At 66.3% G+C, this 23,370-nt stretch carries 13 protein-coding genes; 8 read left to right on the forward strand and 5 right to left on the reverse strand.

Annotated elements, in window-relative coordinates:
- Positions 1-10: 10 nt before the first annotated feature.
- Positions 11-628, reverse strand: coding sequence for an ATP-binding cassette domain-containing protein (locus DT070_RS12040; protein ID WP_122955617.1), 618 nt, complete (start codon positions 626-628; stop codon positions 11-13).
- A 124-nt stretch (positions 629-752) separates the two neighbouring features.
- Between DT070_RS12040 and DT070_RS12045 the strand changes: the two genes are divergently transcribed.
- The 3 genes from DT070_RS12045 (at position 753) to DT070_RS12055 (ending at position 2,132) form a co-directional block, all read left to right on the forward strand.
- Entirely contained in the window at positions 753-1,121 is a 369-nt protein-coding gene (locus tag DT070_RS12045; protein WP_122955618.1) for a glyoxalase superfamily protein, read from the forward strand.
- A 21-nt stretch (positions 1,122-1,142) separates the two neighbouring features.
- The gene (locus DT070_RS12050; protein ID WP_122955619.1) at positions 1,143-1,628 is read left to right on the forward strand and encodes a thioesterase family protein; all 486 of its coding nucleotides are present in this window, start codon (positions 1,143-1,145) and stop codon (positions 1,626-1,628) included.
- A 174-nt stretch (positions 1,629-1,802) separates the two neighbouring features.
- Positions 1,803-2,132: a hypothetical protein gene (locus tag DT070_RS12055; protein ID WP_122955620.1), complete on the forward strand. Its 330-nt coding sequence runs from the start codon at positions 1,803-1,805 to the stop codon at positions 2,130-2,132.
- A gap of 80 nt (positions 2,133-2,212) precedes the next feature.
- On the opposite strand, the gene DT070_RS12060 is transcribed toward DT070_RS12055, so the two are convergent.
- The 3 genes from DT070_RS12060 to DT070_RS12070 form a co-directional block, all read right to left on the reverse strand.
- Positions 2,213-10,366: a GH36-type glycosyl hydrolase domain-containing protein gene (locus tag DT070_RS12060; protein WP_122955621.1), complete on the reverse strand. Its 8,154-nt coding sequence runs from the start codon at positions 10,364-10,366 to the stop codon at positions 2,213-2,215.
- Between the two features lie 4 nt (positions 10,367-10,370).
- Positions 10,371-10,598, reverse strand: a complete 228-nt coding sequence (locus DT070_RS12065) for a hypothetical protein (protein ID WP_153976381.1) — start codon at positions 10,596-10,598, stop codon at positions 10,371-10,373.
- A 162-nt stretch (positions 10,599-10,760) separates the two neighbouring features.
- Positions 10,761-13,730, reverse strand: a complete 2,970-nt coding sequence (locus DT070_RS12070) for a phosphoenolpyruvate carboxylase (protein WP_228778508.1) — start codon at positions 13,728-13,730, stop codon at positions 10,761-10,763.
- Between the two features lie 82 nt (positions 13,731-13,812).
- Here DT070_RS12070 and hemC point away from each other — a divergent pair, with 82 nt between their 5' ends.
- From hemC to DT070_RS12090, 4 genes are read left to right on the forward strand one after another with little or no spacing between them, the layout of a single operon-like run.
- Entirely contained in the window at positions 13,813-14,814 is a 1,002-nt protein-coding gene (gene hemC, locus DT070_RS12075) for a hydroxymethylbilane synthase (RefSeq protein ID WP_122955623.1), read from the forward strand.
- The gene (locus DT070_RS12080) at positions 14,814-15,692 is read left to right on the forward strand and encodes a uroporphyrinogen-III synthase (RefSeq protein WP_122955624.1); all 879 of its coding nucleotides are present in this window, start codon (positions 14,814-14,816) and stop codon (positions 15,690-15,692) included. Before hemC ends, DT070_RS12080 begins: the two co-directional genes overlap by 1 nt.
- Positions 15,689-16,843, forward strand: a complete 1,155-nt coding sequence (locus tag DT070_RS12085; protein ID WP_122955625.1) for a uroporphyrinogen-III C-methyltransferase — start codon at positions 15,689-15,691, stop codon at positions 16,841-16,843. Before DT070_RS12080 ends, DT070_RS12085 begins: the two co-directional genes overlap by 4 nt.
- A gap of 20 nt (positions 16,844-16,863) precedes the next feature.
- The gene (locus DT070_RS12090; RefSeq protein WP_122955626.1) at positions 16,864-18,153 is read left to right on the forward strand and encodes a heme biosynthesis HemY N-terminal domain-containing protein; all 1,290 of its coding nucleotides are present in this window, start codon (positions 16,864-16,866) and stop codon (positions 18,151-18,153) included.
- 225 nt (positions 18,154-18,378) lie between these two features.
- Here the strand turns inward: DT070_RS12090 and DT070_RS12095 are convergent, their stop codons facing one another.
- Positions 18,379-21,558, reverse strand: coding sequence for an Rne/Rng family ribonuclease (locus DT070_RS12095; RefSeq protein ID WP_122955627.1), 3,180 nt, complete (start codon positions 21,556-21,558; stop codon positions 18,379-18,381).
- A 625-nt stretch (positions 21,559-22,183) separates the two neighbouring features.
- Between DT070_RS12095 and DT070_RS12100 the strand changes: the two genes are divergently transcribed.
- The gene (locus DT070_RS12100) at positions 22,184-23,344 is read left to right on the forward strand and encodes an RluA family pseudouridine synthase (protein ID WP_369973864.1); all 1,161 of its coding nucleotides are present in this window, start codon (positions 22,184-22,186) and stop codon (positions 23,342-23,344) included.
- Positions 23,345-23,370 lie beyond the last annotated feature (26 nt).

The following is a 23,370-nucleotide window of genomic DNA, read 5'->3' on the forward strand; positions in this document are numbered from 1 at the left end:
AGGCTTCAGTTCAATCGCCCAGGTCGATCACACCGGCCAGTGGCACCCCGCTGGGCGCCGCATAGTCCGCAATCACCGCCGCGCGCCCCGCATGCGCGGAGATGCCCTGAAGCTGCGCTTTGACAAACGCAATCGAAGGCGCATCCAGCGCGGCAAAAGGCTCATCGAGCAACAACAGCGCCGCGCCAGACGCAAACGCCGCCGTCAACCAGACCTTGCGCTTTGAGCCGGTAGAGAGCATGAACAGCTGCTTTCCCATGTGCGGTTCCAGCCCCAGGCCTTCGACCAGCGGGGCGATCAAACCCGCATCAAAGCCTGGGTAGCGATCACCGACGGTTTTGAAAAACTGCGCCGGCGTGAGCTGGTCAAACGTGTCGGTACGCGGTTCCATCCAGAACAGCTGCCGGCGGTAGGCGTCGGGCTCTGCCTTGAGCGAGATACCGTTAAGCCGCAATTGCCCTTGGTCTGCGGGCAAGGCGCCCGCCAGCAAACGCAGCAGCGTGCTCTTGCCGCGCCCGTCACCGCCTTGCACCAGCGTGACACCCGGCAGGATCTCACCCGACCAGTTGGCGAGGATTTCGACCTGGGGGTTGGGGTAGCGGAACCACAGATTTTCAATGGTGAGCATGGCGGGGTGTTTGATGGATGACCTGATGGTCGCAGAGGTAAATGCCAGAGTCTGGCCAAATGTTAATCTGCAATTTTGGGTCTTGGGCCGGTCCACTGTTCAATTCGACAAGGAGCTTGTATTTATGAGTTTTGGAAAAACCACTCCCATCCTCCGCATCTTTGACGAAGCCAAAGCACGCGAGTTCTACATCGACTTCCTCGGCTTCAAGGTCGATTGGGAGCATCGTTTTGAACCCGGCCTGCCGCTCTACCTGCAAATCTCCAGGGGCGGCTGCGTGCTGCATTTGTCGGAGCACCATGGGGATTGCAGCCCGGGCGCGGCGATGCGGATTGAAACGGATGAGCTGGATGCGTTCCACCAGCAGCTCCTGGCGAAGAATTACAAACACGCCCGGCCCGGGATTGAAGACACGCCGTGGGAAAGCCGGGACATGTCGGTGCACGACCCGTTCGGCAACCGGCTCACATTCACCAATGCGATCAGCACCTGAGAGGGCCCTGCCGTGTCCGGCATGATCCGAAACCTGTTCACGCTGCTGTGGGCAATCTTCAGGGGCGCTGTCGACCCGGCTTCACGCGTCGCCGCTCATTTCTGGATCACCCCTTTCGACGCGGGCATCCAGGTCCTGAAGAGTGACAAATACCTGCAGCTGGCGGAAGCGGCCCAGCTGGACTACCTGATCCGAACCCGGCTGATGGGGACTTTGCTCAGCCGCCGTCTGAGCTTCGTGAATGCGTCCCAGCTGGTCAAGTTCGCCCGGCCCATCCCGATGTTCCGGCGCGTGCGTGTGGAGACCGCCATCGTCTTTGCGGATGCGAAGTGCGCGTACTTTTCGCACACGTTGTTTCTGGGCGGCCAGCAGCATGCCGAGGTGCTGGTGAAGATGAAGTTCAAGAAGGGCTCGCTCACGGTGCCGCCTGGCGAGGTCATTGCACAACGCTTTACCGTGAAGCCGCCCCACCTGGAAGCCTGGGACAGGGCGCTGGACGCGATGTGAGGTGGTTCCGGCAGAGCCCGGCACTTTGCCTTTGTTCACGAATCGCCGCGCCAAATGCCCAAAACTTGACCGCCGTCAAGATTGCACCGTCAGGTGGAGGTTTGCTCTTGACCTTCGTCAATGGCGACCGGGGGATCACAGGTTCACCATGGGTGCTGCCCGAAGGAGACACCCATGACCTCGCCCACGCTCCCAAGCCTCGCCTCACGCTGCTACCGGCTGACCGCCCGGGGCCGTGCCTGTGTGGACCTTGTCAATACCCAGGCACAAACCGCAGGCTCGCTCTCGCGTTACCTGCACGATGTGCTGGAGATGTGCGGCACAGGGGTGTGGTTTGAGCAGTTGCAGCAGTTCATGCCGCCACGCTCGCTTGATGAATCCCTGCGATCGCTGCTGGAGCTCGGTTTGATTGAAACCGTGGAGGGAATTGAGGCGCCGGTTTACCTGCTCCCTGCGACTCGGCGTCGCACGCCGTCGAGGTTCGGGGAGCTGACCAGGGTATAAGGCTGGGTTTTAAGTAAAAAAGGCCTTCAGCCCATATTCTGCCTAGGTAGGATGCTATCAATTAAATAGCAAAACGTGCTTCAGGCTGCGGCACCCTGCACCAGCAACGCCGCCTGCACCGGCAGCTCAGCCAGCGCCACCACTTGCCCCGGCGTGATCACCTGATCGGGCTTGAAGCCATCTTCCAGAGTCAGCCCCGCACGTTGCCAGCGCAGCGTCACCACACGCTCCTGCAAACGCAACGTAATCCCAAACGATGGCCAGTGCGCGGGCACGCAGGGAGAAAGCGACAGCGCGCCTTGCTCGATCTTCAGGCCCAAAATGTTTTCGATCGCCGCGCGGTGCAGCCAGGCGGCAGAGCCGGTGTACCAGCTCCAGCCGCCGCGGCCCACATAGGGTGCAGCGCCGTAGATGTCGCCGGCCATCACATAGGGCTCCAGCTCGTACACCGGCCCGCGCACCGGGTGGTCGCTGCGGTGGGCGGGGCTGAGCGCCTTGAAGCTTTCCCAGGCCGCTTCGGCGTCGCCGGTGGCGGCCTGGGCCATCATGGCCCAGACGGCGGCGTGGGAGTATTGGCCGCCGTTTTCGCGCACGCCGGCCGGGTAGGCCTGGATGTAGCCGGGGTTGTTGGGCGATGCCTGCAGCGGCGGGGTGAGCAGGCGCAGCAGGCCGGCTTCATGGTCAATCAACTGCTCGGTCATGGCCTGCAGCGCGGGGCCGGTGAACTCAGCCGTGGACGCACCCGACAGCACCGACCAGGCCTGCGCGATCAGGTCGATGCGGCATTCGACATTGCTTGCGGAACCCAGCGGTTCGCCGTTGTCAAAAAACGCGCGGCGGAACCAGGCGCCGTCCCAGCCGTCTTTGTGCAGCGCGCTGATCCAGCCTTCCCGTGCGGCAAGCCATTTGCCGGCGCGCGCGGATTCGTTGCGGGCGCGCGCCAGCGGTTCGAAGTCCTGCACCACGCGGCACAAAAACCAGGCCAGCCAGACCGATTCGCCCCGGCCTTCGTGGCCCACGCGGTTCATGCCGTCGTTCCAGTCGCCGGTGCCCATCAGGGGCAGGCCGTGGCTGCCGGTGGGCAGGCTTTTGTCCAGCGTGCGGGCGCAGTGTTCAAACAGCGTGGCGGTCTGCGTGCTGGTTTGTGGCGCGTAGTAGGCGTCTTCCGCGCCTTCCGGAATCGGCGGGCCGTCGATGAAGGCGACCTGCTCGTCCAGGATGCTGCCGTCGCCAGTGACCTGCACGTAGTACGCACAGGCATACGGCAACCACAGCAGGTCGTCGGAGAAATGCGTGCGCACGCCTTCACCGCCGGGGGCGTGCCACCAATGCTGCACGTCGCCTTCAGGAAACTGGCGCGAGGCGTTCAACAGAATTTGCCGGCGCAAGCGGTCGGGCTCGATGACGGCAAAAGCCATGGCGTCCTGCAACTGGTCTCTAAAACCAAAGGCGCCGCCGGCCTGGTAGAAGCCGGCTTTGGACCACAGGCGTGAGGCCAGCGTCTGGTAGAGCAGCCAGCGGTTGACCAGCGCATCGAAGAGCGGGTCGGGCGTGCGCACCTGCAGCTTGCCCAGCAGGCCGGTCCAGTAAGTCTTGACCTGCTCCAGCGTTTGCGCGGCATCGCGCGCCTGCCAGCTGCGGGCCAATTGCTCGGCAGCTTGCGGATCGGCGGCGTGGCCGAGCATGAAGGTCAGCGAGGCGCTCTGGCCGGGGGCAAGTGTGAAGTCACCGGCCAGCGCGGCGCAGGGGTCCGCGCCGCCGGTGGCGCTTTGGCCCAGCTGGGCGGGAATCACGAGCTGGCCCGCGCTGTCAAAAAATTCGCTCCGGTCGCAGGTCCACTGCAGCGGGCCCGTTAAACCAGCGACTGACAGGAAGGCCGTATTGCCGCCGAAACCGGCGCGGCTTTCACGTTGTTTGGCAAACACGGCTTTGACGGCAGCGTCGTCGGCTTTCCAGGCGCGCACGGTGCGGCGCTCGTGGCGCCCACCGCCCAGTTGCCACTCGACCATGGCGAGCGCGCGCAACTGGCGTTCTTCAGTGCCGCGGTTATGCAACTGCAAGTGCACCAACTTGACGGGCTCGTTGATGTCGGCGAAATACGTGGTCTCTACTTTGAGCGCGCCGTGCAGGGACTCAAACGCGCTGTAGCCCTGGCCGTGGCGCACGCGGCACGATGCGCCGCTGTCGGCGGCGGCGCCCAGGGGAAGCAGTGTTTGCGTGTCCAGGTCCTGCAGCAGGTAATGCTCAAAGCAGGGGTCTGTCACCGGGTCGTTGGACCAGGGGGTGACCTGGTGCATCCGGCTGTTGACGGCCCAGGTGTAGCCGGCGCCGGCCTCAGAAACCTGAAAGCCGAAGCCGGCATTGGCGATCACGTTCACCCACGGGCGCGGCGGGCGATGGGCTGCGTCGACCACAAACTGGAACTCGCCGGTGGCGACATCGAAGTGGCCCTGCGGCGGCTGCGTAGCCCCGGCCGGGTGGGGTGCAGGCAGCAGCGGCCTCGCAGGCGTGCCGGCGCGCTGCGGGCTGACGATGGCCTGCAGTGCCGCGGCTTGCACCTCCAGCGGGCGGCCGTCGGCTGCCAGGATGACGCGCGCCAGGCCGGTGAGCGCGGCTTTTTCGGAAGGCACGATCTCCTGCTCGCGCAGCAGGAAAAAGCCACCGGCGTCGCGGCCAGGAAAGCTGTTGGCGGCCTGCTGCAGCGTGCGGTCGCGCAGCGCCAGGATGTCGCGCTGCAGCGGCATCAGGTAGGAGTTGACCTCGCTGTTGAGGATCACCACGTCGGCGGCCAGGCCGCAAAAACTCCACCACGGCTGCGCCTGCAGCAGCGAATGCACCAGCGCCATGCCGTTGCTCGTGTGGATGAGCACCAGCACGATGGGCTTGTCGCCCGAGATGCCGAAACGCCAGAGCTGGCGCTGGTCCACCAGGCCGCGCTCGCCCACGGGGCGGGTGCAGCTGTACATCAGCGCGGTGTTGAGGTCTTGCAGCGCGGCGTTTTCTTCCGGGTTCACGCCCAGGTCACGCAGGCGCACCTGGGCCAGCGTGGCGGCCATGCGGGTGGCGCGCTCCACATGCATGGGCTGCAGGTATTTGTCGATGCGTGCGGCCAGCTCGTCAACATGGGCAGCCGCAGCGGTGGCAAAGCTGAGCCTGGCCATGCCGCCGGCCGGGATGCGTATGCGCACGCGCAGGCCGGCCACCGGATCCAGCCCGTTGATGGGTGTGCCGCCTTCGGCGCGGGCTTCGGCCTGCAGCGCGGGTTCTGCGGCGCTGCGGTTGCGCCCGAGGAAGCTGCGGCGGTCGGCGATGAAGTCGATGGACCGCACATTGGCCTCGGAATCGGCCAGGAAGTGCGCCACCGCCATGGCCGGGTCGCCGTGCAGCCGGGCCTTGCGCGACAGCAGCAGGGCGCGCCACTCGGCATGCCACTGCGTATCGATAAACAAATTGGAGAAAGCCGGGTGCGCCTCGTCGGCGCGCGGGTCGGTCAGCACTGCCTCAAAACACGACACGACATCGAGCGTGATCTCGGCGCTGGAGATGTTGTGCAGCGTGACGGTGCGAATCTCGGTGTCGTCTTCGGGGCTGACGAGGACGGTGGTGCTGGCTTCGAGCTGCTCCGATGTGGCGTCGAATTGCACGCGGTCGGCCAGGAAGGTGGCCTTGTAGCGCCAGTCGGGGTGCGGCGCGGGGTGCAGCGTGAGGGACGAGAGCCGGTCTTGCCCCGTGGGGCGCACATAGAGGAAGGTTCCGCAGGCATCGCGCAGCAGGTCGTCGCGCCAGCGGGTGATGTTCCATGTCTTGTCGCCGCTGCGCCAGCGGCTGACGCCGGCGCCGTTGGCGCGCAGCGCCACGCTGTAGCGCCCGTTGGACAGCAGCTGGGTGGGTTGCCAGCCGGGCGCGGCGGGGTCGAGCTCACGTGAGTGGTAAAGCCGGGCCTGGGTCGCGTCGTCCGGCTCGGGCAGGGCGCGGGGATCGGCGCTTTCGATGATCTGGCGCGGAGTTTTTTCATGCAGCAGCGATTCAAAGGCCTGCATCAGCGGCGCCGACGAGAACCAGCGCCGCGGCGCCTCATCGCACAGCACATTGCACAGCGCCACCAGCGACATGCCCTGGTGGTGCGCCATGAAGGTGTTGACCAGGCTCAGCGCCTGCGCGCCGGGCTGCCGCGCGACGGTGAAGTCCAGGGCATCGGCAAAACCGTATTCGCCGCGTGCGCCCCATTGCTCGAGCTGGCGCAGGTTGGCCATGGCCGGCTGCGGGTCAAACTGCGTCGCCATGATGGTGGCGTAGGGTGCGACCACGCGGTCGGTGGGCGGTGTGCGGCGCAGGGCCAGCCGGGGCACGCCGAAGGGCGAGTACTGGTAGGCCAGTGTGTGGTCCTGCGCAAAATAGGCCGACTCCGAAACGCCCCAGGGCAGGCCTTGCGCCTCGCCATAGGCTTGCTGCTCTTTGACCGCCGCCAGGCCCGAGACATGCAGCAGGCCTTCGTCGGGTTCCATCATGACCAGCGAAGGCATGAGGTACTCAAACATCGAGCCGGACCAGGATTTGAGGCCCGGTGTGACGCCCACCGTGAGGAATGAGCGGCCCAGCGCCTGCCAGTGGCGCCGCGGCACATCGCCTTTGGCAATCGCCAGAAAGCTGGTGAGGCGCGACTCTGATGCCATCAGGTCGTAAAAACTCGCGTCCAGCGCCTGCTCATGCACGCGCAGGCCGATGTGAAAGAGGTGGCGCTTGCTGCTGTACAGGCCGCTGAAGTCCATGGCCATGCAGAGTTTTTCGCAGCGCTCGCCGAGCGCCAGCAGGTGGCTGACCTCGGCCGGCGTGGTGCCCGGCTGCGCCGCCAGCTGGCGAAGCGACTGCGCCACTGCCAGCAGGTGGCCGGCGAGGTTGCCGCTGTCGACCGTCGAGACATAGGCCGGCAGCAGCACCTGCAGCGTGCGCGTTTCATACCAGTTGAGCAGGTGGCCGTTGTGCTTGGGCAGGGCTTCCACGGTGTCCAGCGTGGCGGCGATGCGCCTGGCCATTTCGGTGCCGGTGATCCAGCCGAATTCACGCGCGCAGGCCACGGCCAGCAGATACAGGCCGATGTTGGTGGGCGAGGTGCGGTGCGCCAGCGTAGGCTCGGGCTCCATCTGCAGGTTGTCGGGCGGCAGGTAGTTGTCTTCAGGGCCGACGCAACGCTCAAAGAAATTCCAGGTCTGGCGCGCCAGCTTCAGCAGGTAGTCGCGGTCGCCGGCGTTCAGTGCACTGTGAGGCGCGCGCACGGCCGGCTTGCTGCCCCACCAGGCGATCACCGGCGCCAGCGCCCACAGCAGGAAGAGCGCGGGTCCGGCCACGGGATGGGGGCTCCAGAGGGCGGCCACGGCCAGCAGGACGCCTGCGGCGGAAACGGTGGCATGGCTGCGCAAAAAGGTGTCGAGCGTGTATTGGGCGGCGGCTTGCGCCTGGGCGGCGGTGGTCCACTGCAGCAGGCCGCGGCGGCTGATGGCCATGCGCCAAAGGGCGCGTGTGATGGCGTCCGCCATGAGCGCGGCCTGCACCGCCAGCTGGCTGAATTGCCAGGCCGCCTGCGCCAGGCTGCGCCCCACATCGCGCATGCCGACATCAAAAAAGTGCAGCCAGGCAATGCCGCGGCGTGTGGGAATCAGTCCGGCCAAGGCGCCCATCAGCGGCCCGGCCAGAAACGCCATGAAGGTGAACGCCACGGCCGTTGAAAGCGGCAAGGCGCCGGTAAACACCACCCAGGCCAGCAGGGCGAAGCCGGCGGGTGCAATCAATGAACGGCGCAGGTTGTCTGCCATGCGCCACAGGCCCAGGGCGTCGATGCCGAAGCGCCCGGGGCGCAGCATGAGCGCAAGCAACTGCCAGTCGCCGCGCGCCCAGCGGTGCACGCGCGATGCGGCCACACCGGCGTGATGCGGGTGGTCTTCCATCAACACCACATCGCCCACATAACCGCAACGCGCGACGCTGCCTTCCAGCAGGTCGTGGCTCAGGATGGCGCCTTCGGGCAGGCGGCGGTCCAGCACGGCGTGCACGGCTTCGACATGCAGCAGGCCCTTGCCGGTGAAGCTTCCCATGCCGAACACATCCTGGTAGAGGTCGGAGGTGCCGCTGCTGTACGGGTCCAGCCCGCGCTGGCCGGCAAAGAGGGTATGGAATATCGATCGCTCGTGGTGTGCCGACAGCGGCGTGGCCACGCGCGGCTGCAGGATGCCGTAACCGGCCGTCACGCGCCGGCTGGCGCGGTCGACATGCGGGGTGTTGAGCGGGTGCGCGGCAATCGACACGAGCTCGCGCAGTGAGCCTGCGGGCAAGGTGGTGTCGCTGTCCAGCGTGACGACGTAGCGTGTGCCTTCGGCCAGTTTCATGTCGGCGCCGACGGGCAGGAAGCCGGGCGCGGTGCGTTCGGCCAGGTGGCGCAGCAGCATCTCGAGCTTGCCGCGTTTGCGCTCCCAGCCTATCCAGCGGCGCTCGCTGGCCGACCAGGTGCGCGGGCGGTGCAGCAGCACAAAGCGCGCGGGCGCGCCGTGGGCCACGGGGTAGGCCGCGTTCAATGCGCGCAACCGGGCCAGTGCATCGTCCAGCAGCGCCTGGTCGTTGGGGGTGCTCTCGGTGTCAGCGTCGGACCAGTCGGTGAGCAGGGCGAATTGCGCGTTGGCTTCGCGGCTGGCCAGCCAGTGCAAATGCAGGCGGTGCGCCAGTTCGCTGTTGGCTTCGACCGACGACAGCATGGAGGGAATCACCACCAGCACGCGGTGCTCGGGCGGAATGCCGGCGTTGAAGTCCAGGCGTGCCAGCGGCTGTATGCGGGTGGATTCGGCAATCAGCCGGTGGATCAGCGCGACGACGGCTTCCGACGCAGGCCAGGCCATGAGAAAAAAGCCGACCCAAGCCTGCCAGGTCAATGCGGTCAGCGGATGCAGGCCCCACGTCAGCAGCGCGGCGGTGCCGGCAGCCCAGGCTGCGGCAAACAGAGGCAAGCGCCAGCTGCGCGGCGTTTCGGTGGCGGGCAAAGCCCGGCGTGCGCCCGTCGAGGGGCGCAGCGCGGCCTCGAGCAGCGGGCGGCCGGGGCCTATCAGGTAGTAGCCCGCGGTGCGCGCGACCATGGCATTGTTGGGCTGGCGCGCGGCAGCCAGCACGGCTTCGGCGACGGCGCGCTCGGATTTGCCGGTCTGCTGGGCCAGCCTTTCCATGGCGCGCGTGATCTGCTGGCGCGTCATCTCGCTTTCACGCGAGAAGCTCGGCAGGCGGCGCAGCACCTGCAGGGAATGGCTGACGGGCTCAATCAGCTCGACCCATTCCACCTGGCCGATCAGCCGCAAGGTGGTGATGATGTTGCTGACGGTCAGGTTGGCGGCCACCTGCACGGTCTGGCCTTCGCCGATCATGCCCAGCGCGTCGGTGCAGTGCTGCGCCGTCCAGCGTGTCAACAGCAGGGCAGGGTGCAGGTCGGGTTCCGTGCTCTCCACGGGCATGCGCTGCCACAGTTGCGTGAGGTAGCTGCGTTCCAGGCCGTGCGCCTGCATCAGGGCGAACAACTCGTCGAGGTCGCGCAGGCTGAGTGCGTCGGCCTTGTCCCAGGCGGCATGGGCCACTTCACGCGCGACCTTGTTCCAGGCGATGCGGTCGGCCATGCGGCGCAGGTTTTCAAGCAGCACCACACGCAAGGTGGTGGGCAGGGCCCAGAGTTCGCCCAGGTTGAGTTCGCTCACCTCCTGGTAGGCATGCAGGAAGGCGGTGAAGAGAACTGGGTCCAGCACGCTGTCGGTGTGCGCCACATAAGCCCAAGCGATGCCGTAAACGCGCGGCAGGCCCTGCAGCGGTTTGTCGGCCAGCTTGGGCAGGTCGGCGTAGTAGCGGTGGGGCACGCCCTCTTCGATCTGCTGGAGCTGCGCTTCGACCAGGTGGAAGTTATCGAGCAGCCATTCGGCCGCGGGCGTGACGTAGTGGCCGCTGAGCGAGGTCAGCGCAATGTAGTCGTAGGCCAGGCGGATGGCGGCGATGTTTTCCTGGACACGCGGGAAAAAGGGTGGGCCGCTGTCGGCGCTGTCGGCGGCGCGCACGGCCTGCGCGGCGGCCAGGCTGCGGCCGTGTTCTTCAAAGCGCTGGGCGCCAAACAGTTCGGCGCGTATGGGCTGCTGTATGTCGCTGCGGCGCGTGGCAAGAAGTTGCCGGGCGTAGTCGCTTAACGTGTCCAGCCGGTCGATGACGCCGGTAGTCACCCGATCAGGCTACCGCGAGAAGGCAAAGGCAAATAGCCACAATGGCGGCGACCGTGACGATGCGCGGCGACATCACGGAGTGCGCGGACTGCAAGCCCGTCTGCAGGCCGAAAAACCGGCCGCGCGAATGCGCGCACTGGTCCATGTGCGACGCCAGTTCGGCGGCGTCGGTAGAAACAAAATCGTCGTGAATGGCCGACGGTCTGTCGGCCATGATCTCCATAGTGGTCATGATTTTGCGCTCCGGGGTAGCTGGTTTGGGCGGTGCGATGCGTGGCTTTGGCCTGCATCGCTGCCTATGTAAACCATGCTACGCACCGACAGCTGCCGGTGCCATCAGAAGACGCTGGAGTTTGTCTAGGACACCGCCTACAGCAGCGCCCTCCGTTGGCCGTCAGCCCGTATTGCGCAAGCCCGCGGCAATGCCGTTGATCGAGATATGGATACCTGTCTGCACCTTCTGGTCGGACTGGCCGGCGCGGTAACGCCGAACCAGCTCGACCTGCAGGTGGTGCAACGGGTCGATGTAGGGAAAACGGTGGCGGATGGAGCGCTGCAGCGCGGCGTTGCCGGCCAGGCGCTGCTTCTCGCCGGTGATCAGGCTCAGCGCCTCGGCGGTGCGGTGCCATTCGGCCTCGATGGCGGTAAATATTTTCTTGCGCAGGCGCACGTCGCCCACCAGCTCGGAGTAGCGCGAGGCCAGCGCCAGGTCGCTCTTGGCCAGCACCATGTCCATATTGCTCAGCAGGGTGCGAAAGAACGGCCACTGCTTGTACATCTTTTGCAGCAGGGCCAGCGCCTCTTTGCGGCTGGCGCTGGTGCCGCCCTGGGCCAGGATCTGCTCGATGGCTGAACCAAAGCCGTACCAGCCGGGCAGCGTGAGGCGGCACTGGCCCCAGCTGAAACCCCAGGGGATGGCGCGCAGGTCTTCGATTTTTTGCGAGGCCTTGCGCGATGCCGGACGTGAGCCGATGTTGAGCTCGGCAATTTCGCGGATGGGGGTGGCGCCGAAGAAGTATTCGGTGAAGCCGGGGGTTTCGTACACCAGCGCGCGGTAGGCGGCCATGCTGGCTTCCGACAGCTCGGCGGCGGCTTGCAAAAAGGCTTTGGTCGCGGGCTTGGTGGGCTGCAGCAGCGTGGCTTCGAGTGTGGCGGCCACTAAAGTTTCGAGGTTGCGCCGGCCGATTTCGGGGTTGGCGTATTTGGAGCCGATCACCTCGCCTTGCTCGGTCAGGCGGATCTGGCCGCGCACCGTGCCCGGCGGCTGGGCCAGGATGGCCTGGTAGCTCGGGCCGCCGCCGCGGCCGACGGTGCCGCCGCGGCCGTGGAACATGCGCAGTTGAATATTGTGCGTTTCACGAGCCCCCACGCTTTTCACTGCGTGTAATGCGCTGCCCCCCGGGGGGGCTGCCTGGTCTTGGGGCGGCCCGGCGACCCGGCCGGCCATCACGTCGAACAGTTCGACCAGCGCGATCTCGGCGCGGTAGAGCTCCCAGTTGCTGGTGAAGATGCCGCCGTCCTTGTTGCTGTCGGAGTAGCCGAGCATGATGTCCTGCTCGGCGCCGCTGCGCTTGACCAGCTGGGCGATGCCGGGCAGGGCGTAGAACTCGCGCATGATGGGCGCGGCATTGCGCAGGTCTTCGATGGTTTCAAACAGCGGCACGACGATCAGGTCGTTGGTGGCGTGGCTGTCCAGCGTGCCGTGCATGAGGCCGACTTCTTTTTGCAGCAGCAGCACCTCGAGCAAGTCGCTCACGGTTTCGGTGTGGCTGATGATGTAGTGGCGGATCGCCTCTTTGCCGAAGCGGGCGCGCGCCGTGCGGGCGGCTTCAAAAATCGCCAGCTCGCCGCGTGCGTGGGCCGAATACGCGGTGCCGACCACACGCAGCGGCCTTGCGTCGTTGAGCAGGCCGACTAGCAGCGTGCGTTTGGCGGCTTCGTCCAGGCTGGCGTAGTTGGCTTCGATGCGCGCAACGGCCAGCAACTCGGCCACCACTTCTTCGTGTTTGTCGGAGCTCTGGCGCAAGTCGACCGTGGCGAGGTGAAAACCGAACACTTCGACCGCGCGGATCAGCGGGTGCAGGCGCTGGGCAATCAGCGCTTCGCCGTGGTTGGCCTTGAGCGAGGCCTCGATGGTGCGCAAATCAAACAGGAAGTCTTCTGATTTGAGGTAGGCGTTTTGCGGCGCCACGGCATGCCGCGCGGCTTCGCCGCCGGTCAGGTCTTTGAGTGTGGCGGCCAGGCGGGCATACACGCCGGTAAGGGCGCGGCGGTAGGGCTCGTCCTTGCGATGTTCACTGGTGTCGGGCGAGCTTTCGGCGAGCAGCCGCATCTCGGGGCTGAAGTCGACCAGCATGGCCGAGAGCGAGAGCTCGCCGCCCAGGAAGTGCACCTCGGTAAGGTAATGGCGCAGCGCCACTTCGGCCTGCCGGCCGAGCGCGTAATTGAGGGTGTCGGCGCTGACATTCGGGTTGCCGTCGCGGTCGCCGCCTATCCACTGGCCCATGCGCAAAAAGCTGTGCACCGGCTGGTTGCCGAGTTCTCGCTCCAGGTTGGCATAGAGCTTGGGAATTTCGCGCAGGAAGGTGGCTTCGTAGTAACTCAGCGCGTTTTCAATCTCGTCGGCCACGGTGAGCTTGGAAAAACGCAGCAAACGGGTTTGCCACAGCTGCATGACGCGGGCGCGCAACTGCGCCTCGTTGGCGGCCAGCTCGCGTGGCGTGATGGCGTCCTTGGCGGCGTTGTGGGCCAGCGCCAGCGCCTTGATGTCGTCGCGCGCTGTGAGCAGCTGGGCGATGTCGCGTTCGGCGTCCAGGATGCTTTTGCGCTGCACTTCCGTCGGGTGGGCGGTGAGCACCGGCGAGACAAAGCTGTGCGCCAGCGTGTTGGAGATGGTGCGGGTCGAGATGCCGGCCCAGCGCAGGCGGGCCAGCGCCACGTCGATGCTGCCTTCCTGCGTGTCGCCCGCGCGCTCGTGCACGGCGCGGCGGCGGATGTGGTGGCGGTCTTCGGCCAGGTTGGCCAGGTGGCTGAAATAGGTGAAGGCGCGGATCACGCTCACCGTCTGGTCGCCCGACAGGCCCTTGAGCAGCTTCTTGAGGGCCTTGTCGGCCTCCTGGTCGGCGTCACGCCGGAAGGTGACGGAGAGCTTGCGCACCTGCTCGATCAATTCATAGGCGGCAACGCCTTCCTGTTCGCGGATCACGTCGCCCAGGATGCGGCCGAGCAGGCGGATGTCTTCCACCAGCGGGCGTTCGTTGTCCCGCGAACGGGTTGAGGCTTTGGCAGTACCCGCCGCGGCAGCGTCTTTGGCGCCTTCGTTGACGTTGTGTTTGACCTTCTTGGCGCGCGCGGAAGTGACCATTTCTACCCTCTAGTTCTGGAGTCTTGTCTTGAGCCTTGCATGCTAGCATTCACTTCCCCCAAGTATTACGAACAGGTTACGAGTGTCAGCATCGTTTCAGCCAACCAGTCCCCCTGATGTCAAGAAGGTGGTCATCGCCACCCGCGAGAGCCGCCTCGCCATGTGGCAGGCCGAGCATGTCAAGGCACTGCTCGAGTCGCGCCTGGGCTGGCGGGTCGAACTGCTGGGCATGACGACCCAGGGCGACCAGATCCTGGACCGCTCGCTGAGCAAGGTCGGCGGCAAGGGCCTGTTCGTCAAGGAACTCGAGGTGGCGCTCAGCGAAGGGCGGGCCGACCTGGCCGTGCATTCGCTCAAAGATGTGCCCATGGACTTGCCCGAAGGCTTTGCGCTGGCCTGCGTGCTGGAGCGCGAAGACCCGCGCGATGCTTTTGTCTCTAACCAATTTGCCTCGCTGGCCGCGCTGCCGCAGGGCGCGATTGTGGGCACGTCCAGCCTGCGCCGGCTGGTGCTGATCAAGGCCTTGCGGCCCGACCTGGTCATCCACCCATTGCGCGGCAACCTCGACACACGTTTGCGCAAGCTTGACGAAGGCCAGTACCACGCCATCGTGCTGGCGGCTGCGGGCCTGAAACGACTGGGGCTGGAGTCGCGCATCCGCGCCACCTTTGAGCCTGGAGAAATGCTGCCGGCGGCCGGCCAGGGCGCGTTGGGGATTGAAGTGCGTGCCGACCGCGCCGACCTGATAACCGCGCTGGCCGGGCTGGCGCACCAGCCGACCTGGCTGGCGGTGACGGCCGAGCGCACGGTGTCGCGCGCGATGGGCGGCAGCTGCTCGATGCCTTTGGCGGCCTTTACGCAAGGGCCGAAAGGCGAGGCGCCGATGCAGCTCAACGCCGCCTGGGGCGACCCGGCGACGGCCGAAACGCCCTCCGCCGCTGCCAGTGCGCTGGCGCCGCTGGTGCAAGTCCACCAGAGTGCCATGGTGCGCAACTTTGCCGAAGCAGAAGCCTTGGGCGAAGCCGTGGCGGCGCAATTGCGCGCCGGCGGCGCCGTGTGGGCCGGCAAGGCCCCGGACGCCTGATGCCGCAACTGCCGGTGCCTTCGCCTGGCGCCGCGGCCCGCGTCATCGTGACGCGGCCCCTGCAAGACGCGCAGCACTGGGTGCAGCAGCTGCAGCAGGGTGGTTTTGCGGCCGAAGCCCTTCCGCTGATTGATATTGCGCCTGCTTCGGACCTTGAAGCCGCCGGACGCGCCTGGAATGCGCTGGGCGACTACGCGGCCTGCATGTTTGTCAGCGGCAATGCCGTCGATTATTTTTTTAAACAAAAAGTGCCCGCGGCCCAGGCGGTACATACGCCTGCAGCTATCAAAAAAATAGCAAATGATGGTCGCAGCCTGCCGCCGGCGCTGCGCCTGATGGCGCCCGGGCCGGGCACGGTGGCGGCTTTGCTGGCTGCCGGTGTTCCCGCCGGGCAGATCGATGCGCCGCCAGCCGATGCCGCGCAGTTTGATTCCGAGGCCTTATGGGCCGTGGTGGGCCGGCGCGACTGGCAAGGCCGGCGCGTGCTGGTGGTCCGGGGTGAAGGCCAGGAGTCGGGCGGCGTGTCTTCGGGCCGCGACTGGATGGCCCGCCAATGGAAAGCCGCGGGTGCGCAGGTGGATTTTGTGGGGGTTTACCAGCGCCGCGCGCCGGTGTTCACCGCCGCGCAACTGGAGCGGGCACGCGCCGCCAGCGCCGATGGATCGGTGTGGCTCTTCAGCAGCTCGGAGGCGGTGGCTAACCTCGTGGGCTTGCCTGCTTTGGCCGGGGTGGATTGGCGCCGCGCCCGCGCGATCGCCACGCACCCGCGCATCGAGGAAGCCGTGCGTGCCGCGGGCTGGGGTGTTGTTGTGGCGTCACGGCCTGCCCTGAAGGACATCAGGGACACATTGGCCTCGATAGAATCTCTTTATCCATGAGTGACAGCCCCAACGCCCAGCCCCCATCCCCCACGCCTGACAACGAGCCGGTGCTGGAGCGCGCGCTGGTGCCGGTTTCCACGCAACTCCCTCACGCAGACGCCTGGCTTGTGCCCCGCAAATGGGCCTTGCTGGTGGCCGCGCTGGCGGCCGGCGGTTTGCTGGTGAGCGGCCTGCTGTGGCAAAAGCTCGGCAATATCCAGGAAGAACTCGCCCGCCGCAGCATTGATTCGGGCGCGCAGGCGATTGAAGCGCGCACGCTGGCCCGCCAGGCGCAGGAAGGCACGCGTGAGCTGTCGGCGCGGCTGGCCATCCAGGAAACCCGCATCAGCGAAGTCAGCCTGCAACGCACCCAGCTTGAAGAACTCATGCAGAGCCTGTCGCGCTCACGCGATGAAAACCTGGTGGTCGATGTCGAGTCGGCCCTGCGGCTGGCCCAGCAGCAGGCCCAGCTCACCGGCAGCGCCGAGCCCTTGCTGGCCGCCCTCAAGTCGGCCGACCAGCGCCTGTCGCGCGCCGCCCAGCCGCGGCTGAACCCGCTGCAGCGCGCCATCGCCAAAGACATGGACCGCATCAAGGCCGCCACGCTCACCGACGTGCCGGTGCTGATGCTCAAGATAGACGAGCTGGCCCGCCTGGCCGACGAGCTGCCGGTAGGCAACGCCATGGTGGCCAACAATGCCACCCGTGTTGTGCAGCCCGCCCCCGCCCCCGCACCTGCCCGCACCAGCAGCGCGCCGGCCGCCGACAAGCCCTCCATGCTGGTGTTCGACAAACTCTCGCTCAGCGCCTGGTCGCAGCGCACGATGGACAACCTGCGCGAAGAAGCGCGCAAGCTGCTGCGCGTAAGCCGCATCGACCAGCCCGAGGCGGCGCTGCTGTCGCCCGAGCAATCCTTCTTCCTGCGCGAGAACTTCAAGCTGCGCCTGCTCAATGCACGCCTGGCCCTGCTGTCGCGCCAGACCGATTCGGTGCGGGCCGACCTTGCCAGCGCCAACGCCTGGCTGGTCAAGTACTTTGATCCGTCTTCGCGCAAGACGCAGGCCGCCGCGCAGCTGCTGGCCCAGGTGCAAAGCCAGCTCAAAACCAGCGAGCTGCCGCGCCTTGATGAAACCATGGCCGCACTGGCCACGGCGGCCGCGGGCCGCTGAGCAAAAAGCAGGACACACGCATGCGCGCCGCTCTCTGGCTGTTGGCCCTTTTTGGCGTGGCGGTGGCCGTGGCCCTGTTTGCGGGCAACAACCAGGCCGTGGTCACCGTCTTCTGGCCGCCGCACCGCGTCGACATTTCCTTCAACCTGACGGTGCTGCTGCTGGCGGGGCTTTTTATGGTTTTGTACCTGGCGCTGCGCGCGGTCTCGGCCGTGTTCTCGCTGCCGGCTGAAGCCCGCCGCTGGCGCGCCCAGCAAAAAGAGCGCGCCATGTACGGCGCCCTGATGGACTCGCTGGCGCACCTGCTGGCCGGGCGCTACATCCGCTCCACCAAGTCGGCGCAAAACGCGCTGGCGCAGGAAAAAAGCCTGGGCCTGCTGGCCGACCAGACCGGCCACGTGACCGGCCACAGCGCCAGCCGCGGCAACCAGCTGCGCTCGCTCGCCCACCTGCTGGTGGCGGAAGCTGCGCAGTCGCTGCAAAACAAAACCCTGCGCGACCAGCACCTGCAGCTGTCGCTGCAAAGCTCGGCGCCGCGCCATGCACAGGAAGTGCGCGAGGGCGTGCAGTTCCGCGCTGCACGCTGGGCGCTGGACGACCGCGACGCCGGCGCCGCACTCGAATGGCTGGCCCAGCTGCCGCAAGGCGCATCACGCCGCACGCTGGCCCTGCGCATGAAGTTGCGCGCCTCGCGCCAGGCGCGCCAGACATCGCAGGCGCTGGAAACCGCGCGCCTGCTGGCCAAGCACCGCGCGTTTTCGCAAGCCGCAGCGCAAAGCATTGTGCGAGGCCTGGCGCTGGAGCTGCTCAACGACGCGCACGACCCCGCGCAGTTGCAGCAAGCCTGGTTTTCACTCGACGAAAGCGAACGCGCCATGCCCGAACTGGTGGTGCATGCCGCATCCCGGCTGATGGCTCTGCATGGCGATGCCGAACTGGCGCGCAGCTGGCTGCTGCAGGTCTGGGACCGCATGATGCAGCCGCGCTCGGACCTGGGCGACAACCTGCGCATCAAGCTGATCACCGTGCTGGAAGCCGGCCTCGACTCGATCGACGCCGCCTGGCTCGCCCGCATCGAGACGGCGCAACTGAGCCGCCCCCGCGACGCCAACCTGCAGTACCTGGCCGGCATGGCCTGCCTGAGCCGCCAGCTTTGGGGTAAATCGCGCCAGCTGCTGACGCAGGCGGCCCCGGCCCTGCAAGACGTGACCTTGCACCGCAACGCCTGGCGCGCCCTGGCGCTGCTGGCCGAGCAGCGTGAAGACGAGGCTGCCGCGGCGCAGGCTTACAAGCGCGCTGCGCAGCTTTAACCAAGCAGCCAGGCGCCGGGCCATCACAGGCCCATCGCCCATTTGCTATATTTTTTATAGCTGCCGGCCAAGGCGATGATTGGGCTGGAGCCACTTTTCTTATAAATCTCCCCGAGTCCTCGCGCCAGCAGTGTGGACTTTCGTTCAGGCCAAGAAAAAGGCCCGCATCTGCGGGCCTTTTTGATGGCTTGCCGCTGGTGCGGCAGAGCTTGGGGCTTACCAGGCTTACTGGCCGGTCGATTGCTCGAAAGGCAGCTTCACGGCGCCGAGGTCGCGCTTGGTCTCGACCAGCACCAGCGGGCCTTCGTCGTCGACCACCAGCGCTGGGCGCTCGCGCGGCACGTGGGCCGGCTTGACTTCAGCGGCGATGGCGGCCTGGGCTTCGGCGATCTTGGCGGCGTCGGAGTTGACCCACTGCAAACCCGAAGACTGGGCAACCTGAACCAGGTCTTGCAGCGGCAAGTCATAGGACTGAACCTTGGGCAGGCTGGCCGCGGCCGGCGCAGCGGCCGCAGCGGCTTGGACCGGTGCGGGTGCTGGCGCTGCAACCGGTGCGGCCACAGCGACAGGTGCCACATAGGCGGGAGCCGGCGCCGCGACAGGCGCGGGAGCCGGCGCTGCCGCAGCCGTGTCTGCTACAAATTCAGGAGCAGCATGTGCATGCTGTTCCTGGGCTTGCGGCTGATTTGGCTCAAAAAACTCGCCTTGGGGAGCGGGTGCGCCGGCTTCTGGAGCCTGCTCGTTGCGCTCACCGTTTTCACCGCGTTCGCGGCGGTCACGGCCATAGCGGTCGCGGCTGCGGCGTTCGCGCGGCTGGCGTTGTTCGTCGCCGCCCTGGCCGTTCTGCACGGGGGCGATCACATTGCCGGCGTCGTCCAGCACCGGGGCGGCTGCCGCTTCAGGGTTGAAGCCTGCTGCGCCTTCAGCGCCAGCGTTCTGGCCTTCTGCTGCGCCTTCAGGGCGGTCGCCACGGCGGTCATTACGGCGGCCGTTGCGGTCGCCGCGGTCACGGCGGCCCTCACCACGCTCTGCGCGTTCGCCACGCGGCTCACGGTTGCCTTGTGGGCGTTCGCCGTCTTGCGGCGCGCGTTCCTGGCGCGGCTCACCGGCGTCGCCACCCATGGCGGCTGCCATCGCGGCCTGGTTGGCCAGTGCAAGGTCCTGCTCGACGGCATCGCGCTGGATGCGCTCGCCGCCGCGCTCACCACCACGCTCGCCACGTTCACCGCGCTCGCGGCGGCCGCGGCCTTCGCGGCCGGCGTTTTCGCTGCGGGGCTGGCCGTCGCCGGCGTTGTCGGGACGGGCTTCGCCGCGGGTTTCACCGGCGGGGCGCTCCTGGCGGCCGCCTTCGTTGCGGCCTTCAGGGTTGCGTTCGCGGCGCTCGCCGCCACGGCCTTCACCGCGGCCGGGGGCTTGCCCTTCCGGGCGTGGTTCGCGCGGTTCGCGGCCTTCGCGGTTCTCGCCGCGGCCTTCACCGCCGCGTCCTTCGCTGCGGCCACGGCCACCACGGCGGCCGTCACGGCCTCCGCGTTCACCGCCGCGCTCCGAACGTTCACCGCGTTCGCCGCCGCGGCCTTCACCGCCACGGCCTTCACGACGACCTTCGCCGCGCTCGTCTTTTTTCACTTCTTTGGCAACAGGCGCCGGGGCCGGGGCTTCCGCGCCGCCGAACAGGCTCTTGATCCAGCCGAAGAAGCCTTTTTCAGCAGGCGCTGCGGCAACGGCCGGTGCGGTGCGGGCTTGCGGCTTGGGTGCTGCTGCCTGCGGAGCAGGTTCCGGCTTGGGCGGGGCCACAGGCGCGGGTGCATCGGGCAGCACGCCCTTGATGATGGGCTCCTGCTTGTTGTGCTTTTCCTGGCTGCGGCGCGTGACGGTGGTCGGGTCCTCGATTTCGTCGGCCATCTTGTAGCTGGCGGCGATGTTGTCCAGGCGCGGGTCGTCGTGCTTCAGGCGTTCCAGGCGGTAGTTGGGGGTTTCCAGCGTCTTGTTGGGCACCAGCAGCACGTTGATGCGCTGCTTGACTTCGATCTTGGCGATTTCGGAGCGCTTTTCGTTCAGCAGGAAAGACGCCACGTCGACCGGGACCTGGCACAGCACCGAGGCCGTGCTGTCCTTGAGGGACTCTTCCTGGATGATGCGCAGGATCTGCAGCGCCGAGCTTTCGGTGTCGCGGATGTGGCCGGAGCCGCCGCAACGCGGGCAGGGGATGGACGCGCCTTCGCTCAGGGCGGGGCGCAGGCGCTGGCGGCTCATTTCCATGAGGCCGAACTTGCTGATGGTGCCGAACTGCACGCGGGCGCGGTCTTGGCGCAGCGCGTCGCGCAGGCGGTTTTCGACGTCGCGGCGGTTGCGCGACTCTTCCATGTCGATAAAGTCGATGACGATCAGGCCGCCCAGGTCGCGCAAACGCATCTGGCGCGCGACTTCGTCGGCGGCTTCGAGGTTGGTGCGGGTCGCGGTTTCTTCGATGTCGCCGCCCTTGATGGCGCGGGCCGAGTTGACGTCGACCGACACCAGGGCTTCGGTGTGGTCAATCACGATGGCGCCGCCGGAGGGTAACTGCACGGTGCGCGCGTAGGCCGACTCGATCTGGTGCTCGATCTGGAAGCGGCTGAACAGCGGCGCGTCGTCGCGGTAGCGCTTGACGCGGTGCTCGTGCTCGGGCATCACGTGGGCCATGAACTGCTTGGCCTGTTCGTAGACGTCGTCGGTGTCGAACAGGATGTCGCCGATGTCGCTGTTGAAGTAGTCGCGGATCGCGCGGATCACGAGGCTGGATTCCTGGTAAATCAGGTAAGCGCCCTTGCCGCCCTTGCCGGCGCCGTCGATGGCGGTCCAGAGCTTGAGCAGGTAGTTCAGGTCCCACTGCAGCTCAGGCGCGCTGCGGCCGATGCCGGCGGTGCGCGCGATGATGGACATCCCGTTGGGGTACTCCAGCTGGTCCATGTTTTCCTTGAGCTCGGCCCGGTCTTCGCCCTCGATGCGGCGGCTGACGCCACCGCCGCGCGGGTTGTTGGGCATCAGGACCACATAGCGGCCTGCCAGGGAGACGAAGGTGGTGAGGGCTGCGCCCTTGTTGCCGCGTTCTTCTTTTTCGACCTGGACCAGCAGTTCCTGGCCTTCTTTAATGACGTCGTTGATGCGCGCCTGGCTGACCGGCACGCCCTGGGCAAAGTATTGTTTGGAGATTTCCTTGAACGGCAAAAAGCCGTGGCGGTCTTCACCGTAGTCGACGAAGCAGGCTTCCAGCGAAGGCTCGACGCGCGTGACGACGGCCTTGTAGATGTTGCCTTTGCGCTGCTCGCGCCCTTCGATTTCAATTTCGTAGTCGAGGAGTTTTTGTCCATCGACGATCGCCAGGCGGCGTTCTTCAGCCTGTGTGGCGTTTACCAGCATCCGTTTCATGGGTAGCCTTCCTTATCGTTCTTCGTTCTTGGTGTTGTCTCAAACACCAATCAACATGCCCAAAATGGGCTAACGACGCCGGAGGGACGCAGTGCGAACGTGGAGGAATTGCCGGAGAGCTTTTGACAGCGCGCGGCCGACCGAAATGAATCGGTCAGCGACGTGGTCTGGGCGTAGGCGCGTGGATGGAGCGAGCAGGGGTCAAACGGGTGGGTGCTACAAAAAATATAGCTGCTTGCGCCCACTGCACAAGGGCTGGCGGCTGATTTATGCCAAAAACAGGGCTCACGAAGGCCGTGAGGCGCTGCAGGCACATATAAATCAGACTGACCAGTGTTGTCGTCAATGGGCTACCCGTTAAAGGACTTGATCTCGGCTGGATCCGCGTGCAGCCTTTTGTTCGTGACTTGGGCTGCACACATGGTATTCCGTAGTGTTGTTCGCAAAACGTCGACTCGTCTACCGTGCAAAGAGGCTCGCCGCGAGGTGCCTGGCACTCGTCGCTTGCGGGCAATTGCCGGCGTGGGCATCGACCTTCCAGCGAGACTGCTTGCTTGCCTTTTGGGGGCCGGGGACTTGTGTGGACTAAACTCCAGACAAATCAACCACTTACAGCGCATCGCTAGTGAAACACATTATAGGGTCAGTGAAGGGCTTGGCAAGGAAACCCGGGAAAACACCGGTACGGCCACCTGCGGCCAGGCCGGAGCCCGTGCGCGCAACCCCCGCGCAGCCTGTGGCGGCCGCGCCGGCGCCCCAGGCCACTTTGGTGACGGTGGATGAGGACTACGCCGGTCAGCGGCTGGACAATTTCCTGATCCGCCAGCTCAAGGGCGTGCCCAAAACCCATGTCTACCGCATCATCCGCAGCGGCGAAGTGAGGGTGAACAAAGGCCGGGCGCAGGCCGATACGCGGGTGGAAACGGGCGACATCGTGCGCCTGCCGCCGGTGCGCACCTCTGAACGGGCCGGGCAAAAGGCCGAAGCCATGGCCCAGGAAATCGCCCGGCACGGCGCCAGCTCGACCACCGGCGGCTACGCGCCGTCGCGCGAATTCCCCATCCTGTTTGAAGACGACTTTGTGCTGGCCATCGACAAACCGGCCGGCGTGGCCGTGCACGGCGGCAGCGGCGTGAGTTTTGGCGTCATCGAGCAGCTGCGCATGGCGCGGCCTGAGGCCGACTTCCTCGAGCTGGTGCACCGGCTGGACCGGGAAACCAGCGGCATCCTGCTGATCGCCAAGCGGCGCATGGCGCTCAAGCTGCTGCAGGAGCAGTTCCGGGAGCGTGAAACCGACAAGGTTTACCTGGCGCTGGTGGGCGGCGACTGGCCGGCCAACCACCGCGTGATCGACAAGGCGCTGCACAAGTATTTGCTGCCGGACGGCGAGCGGCGCGTGAAAGTGGTGCCCAACGAGCATCCCGACGGCATGCGTTCGGTGACGCTGGTCAAGGTGAAGTCGGCCTTTCCCGCCAGCCCGCTGGCGCCCGCGACGCCTTTTACCTTGCTCGAAGTCACCATCAAGACGGGCCGCACCCACCAGATCCGCGTGCACCTGTCCAACGAAGGCCACCCGATTGCCGGGGACGACAAATACGGTGACTTCGAACTGAACAAGGCGCTGCAAAAATCCGCCGCCGGCGCGGTATCGCTCAAGCGCATGTTCCTGCATGCCTGGAGCCTGAAGTTCAACCATCCCAAACTGCGCAAGGTCGTGCACCTGCAGGCGCCCTTGCCACCCGAGTTGCAGCAATTCCTGCCTGCGACATCTGAGGACATCGCTTAGCGCCACTGCAGGTGATGCCACCCCCA

This window comes from Polaromonas sp. SP1, from assembly GCF_003711205.1.
GTDB lineage: Bacteria > Pseudomonadota > Gammaproteobacteria > Burkholderiales > Burkholderiaceae_C > Polaromonas.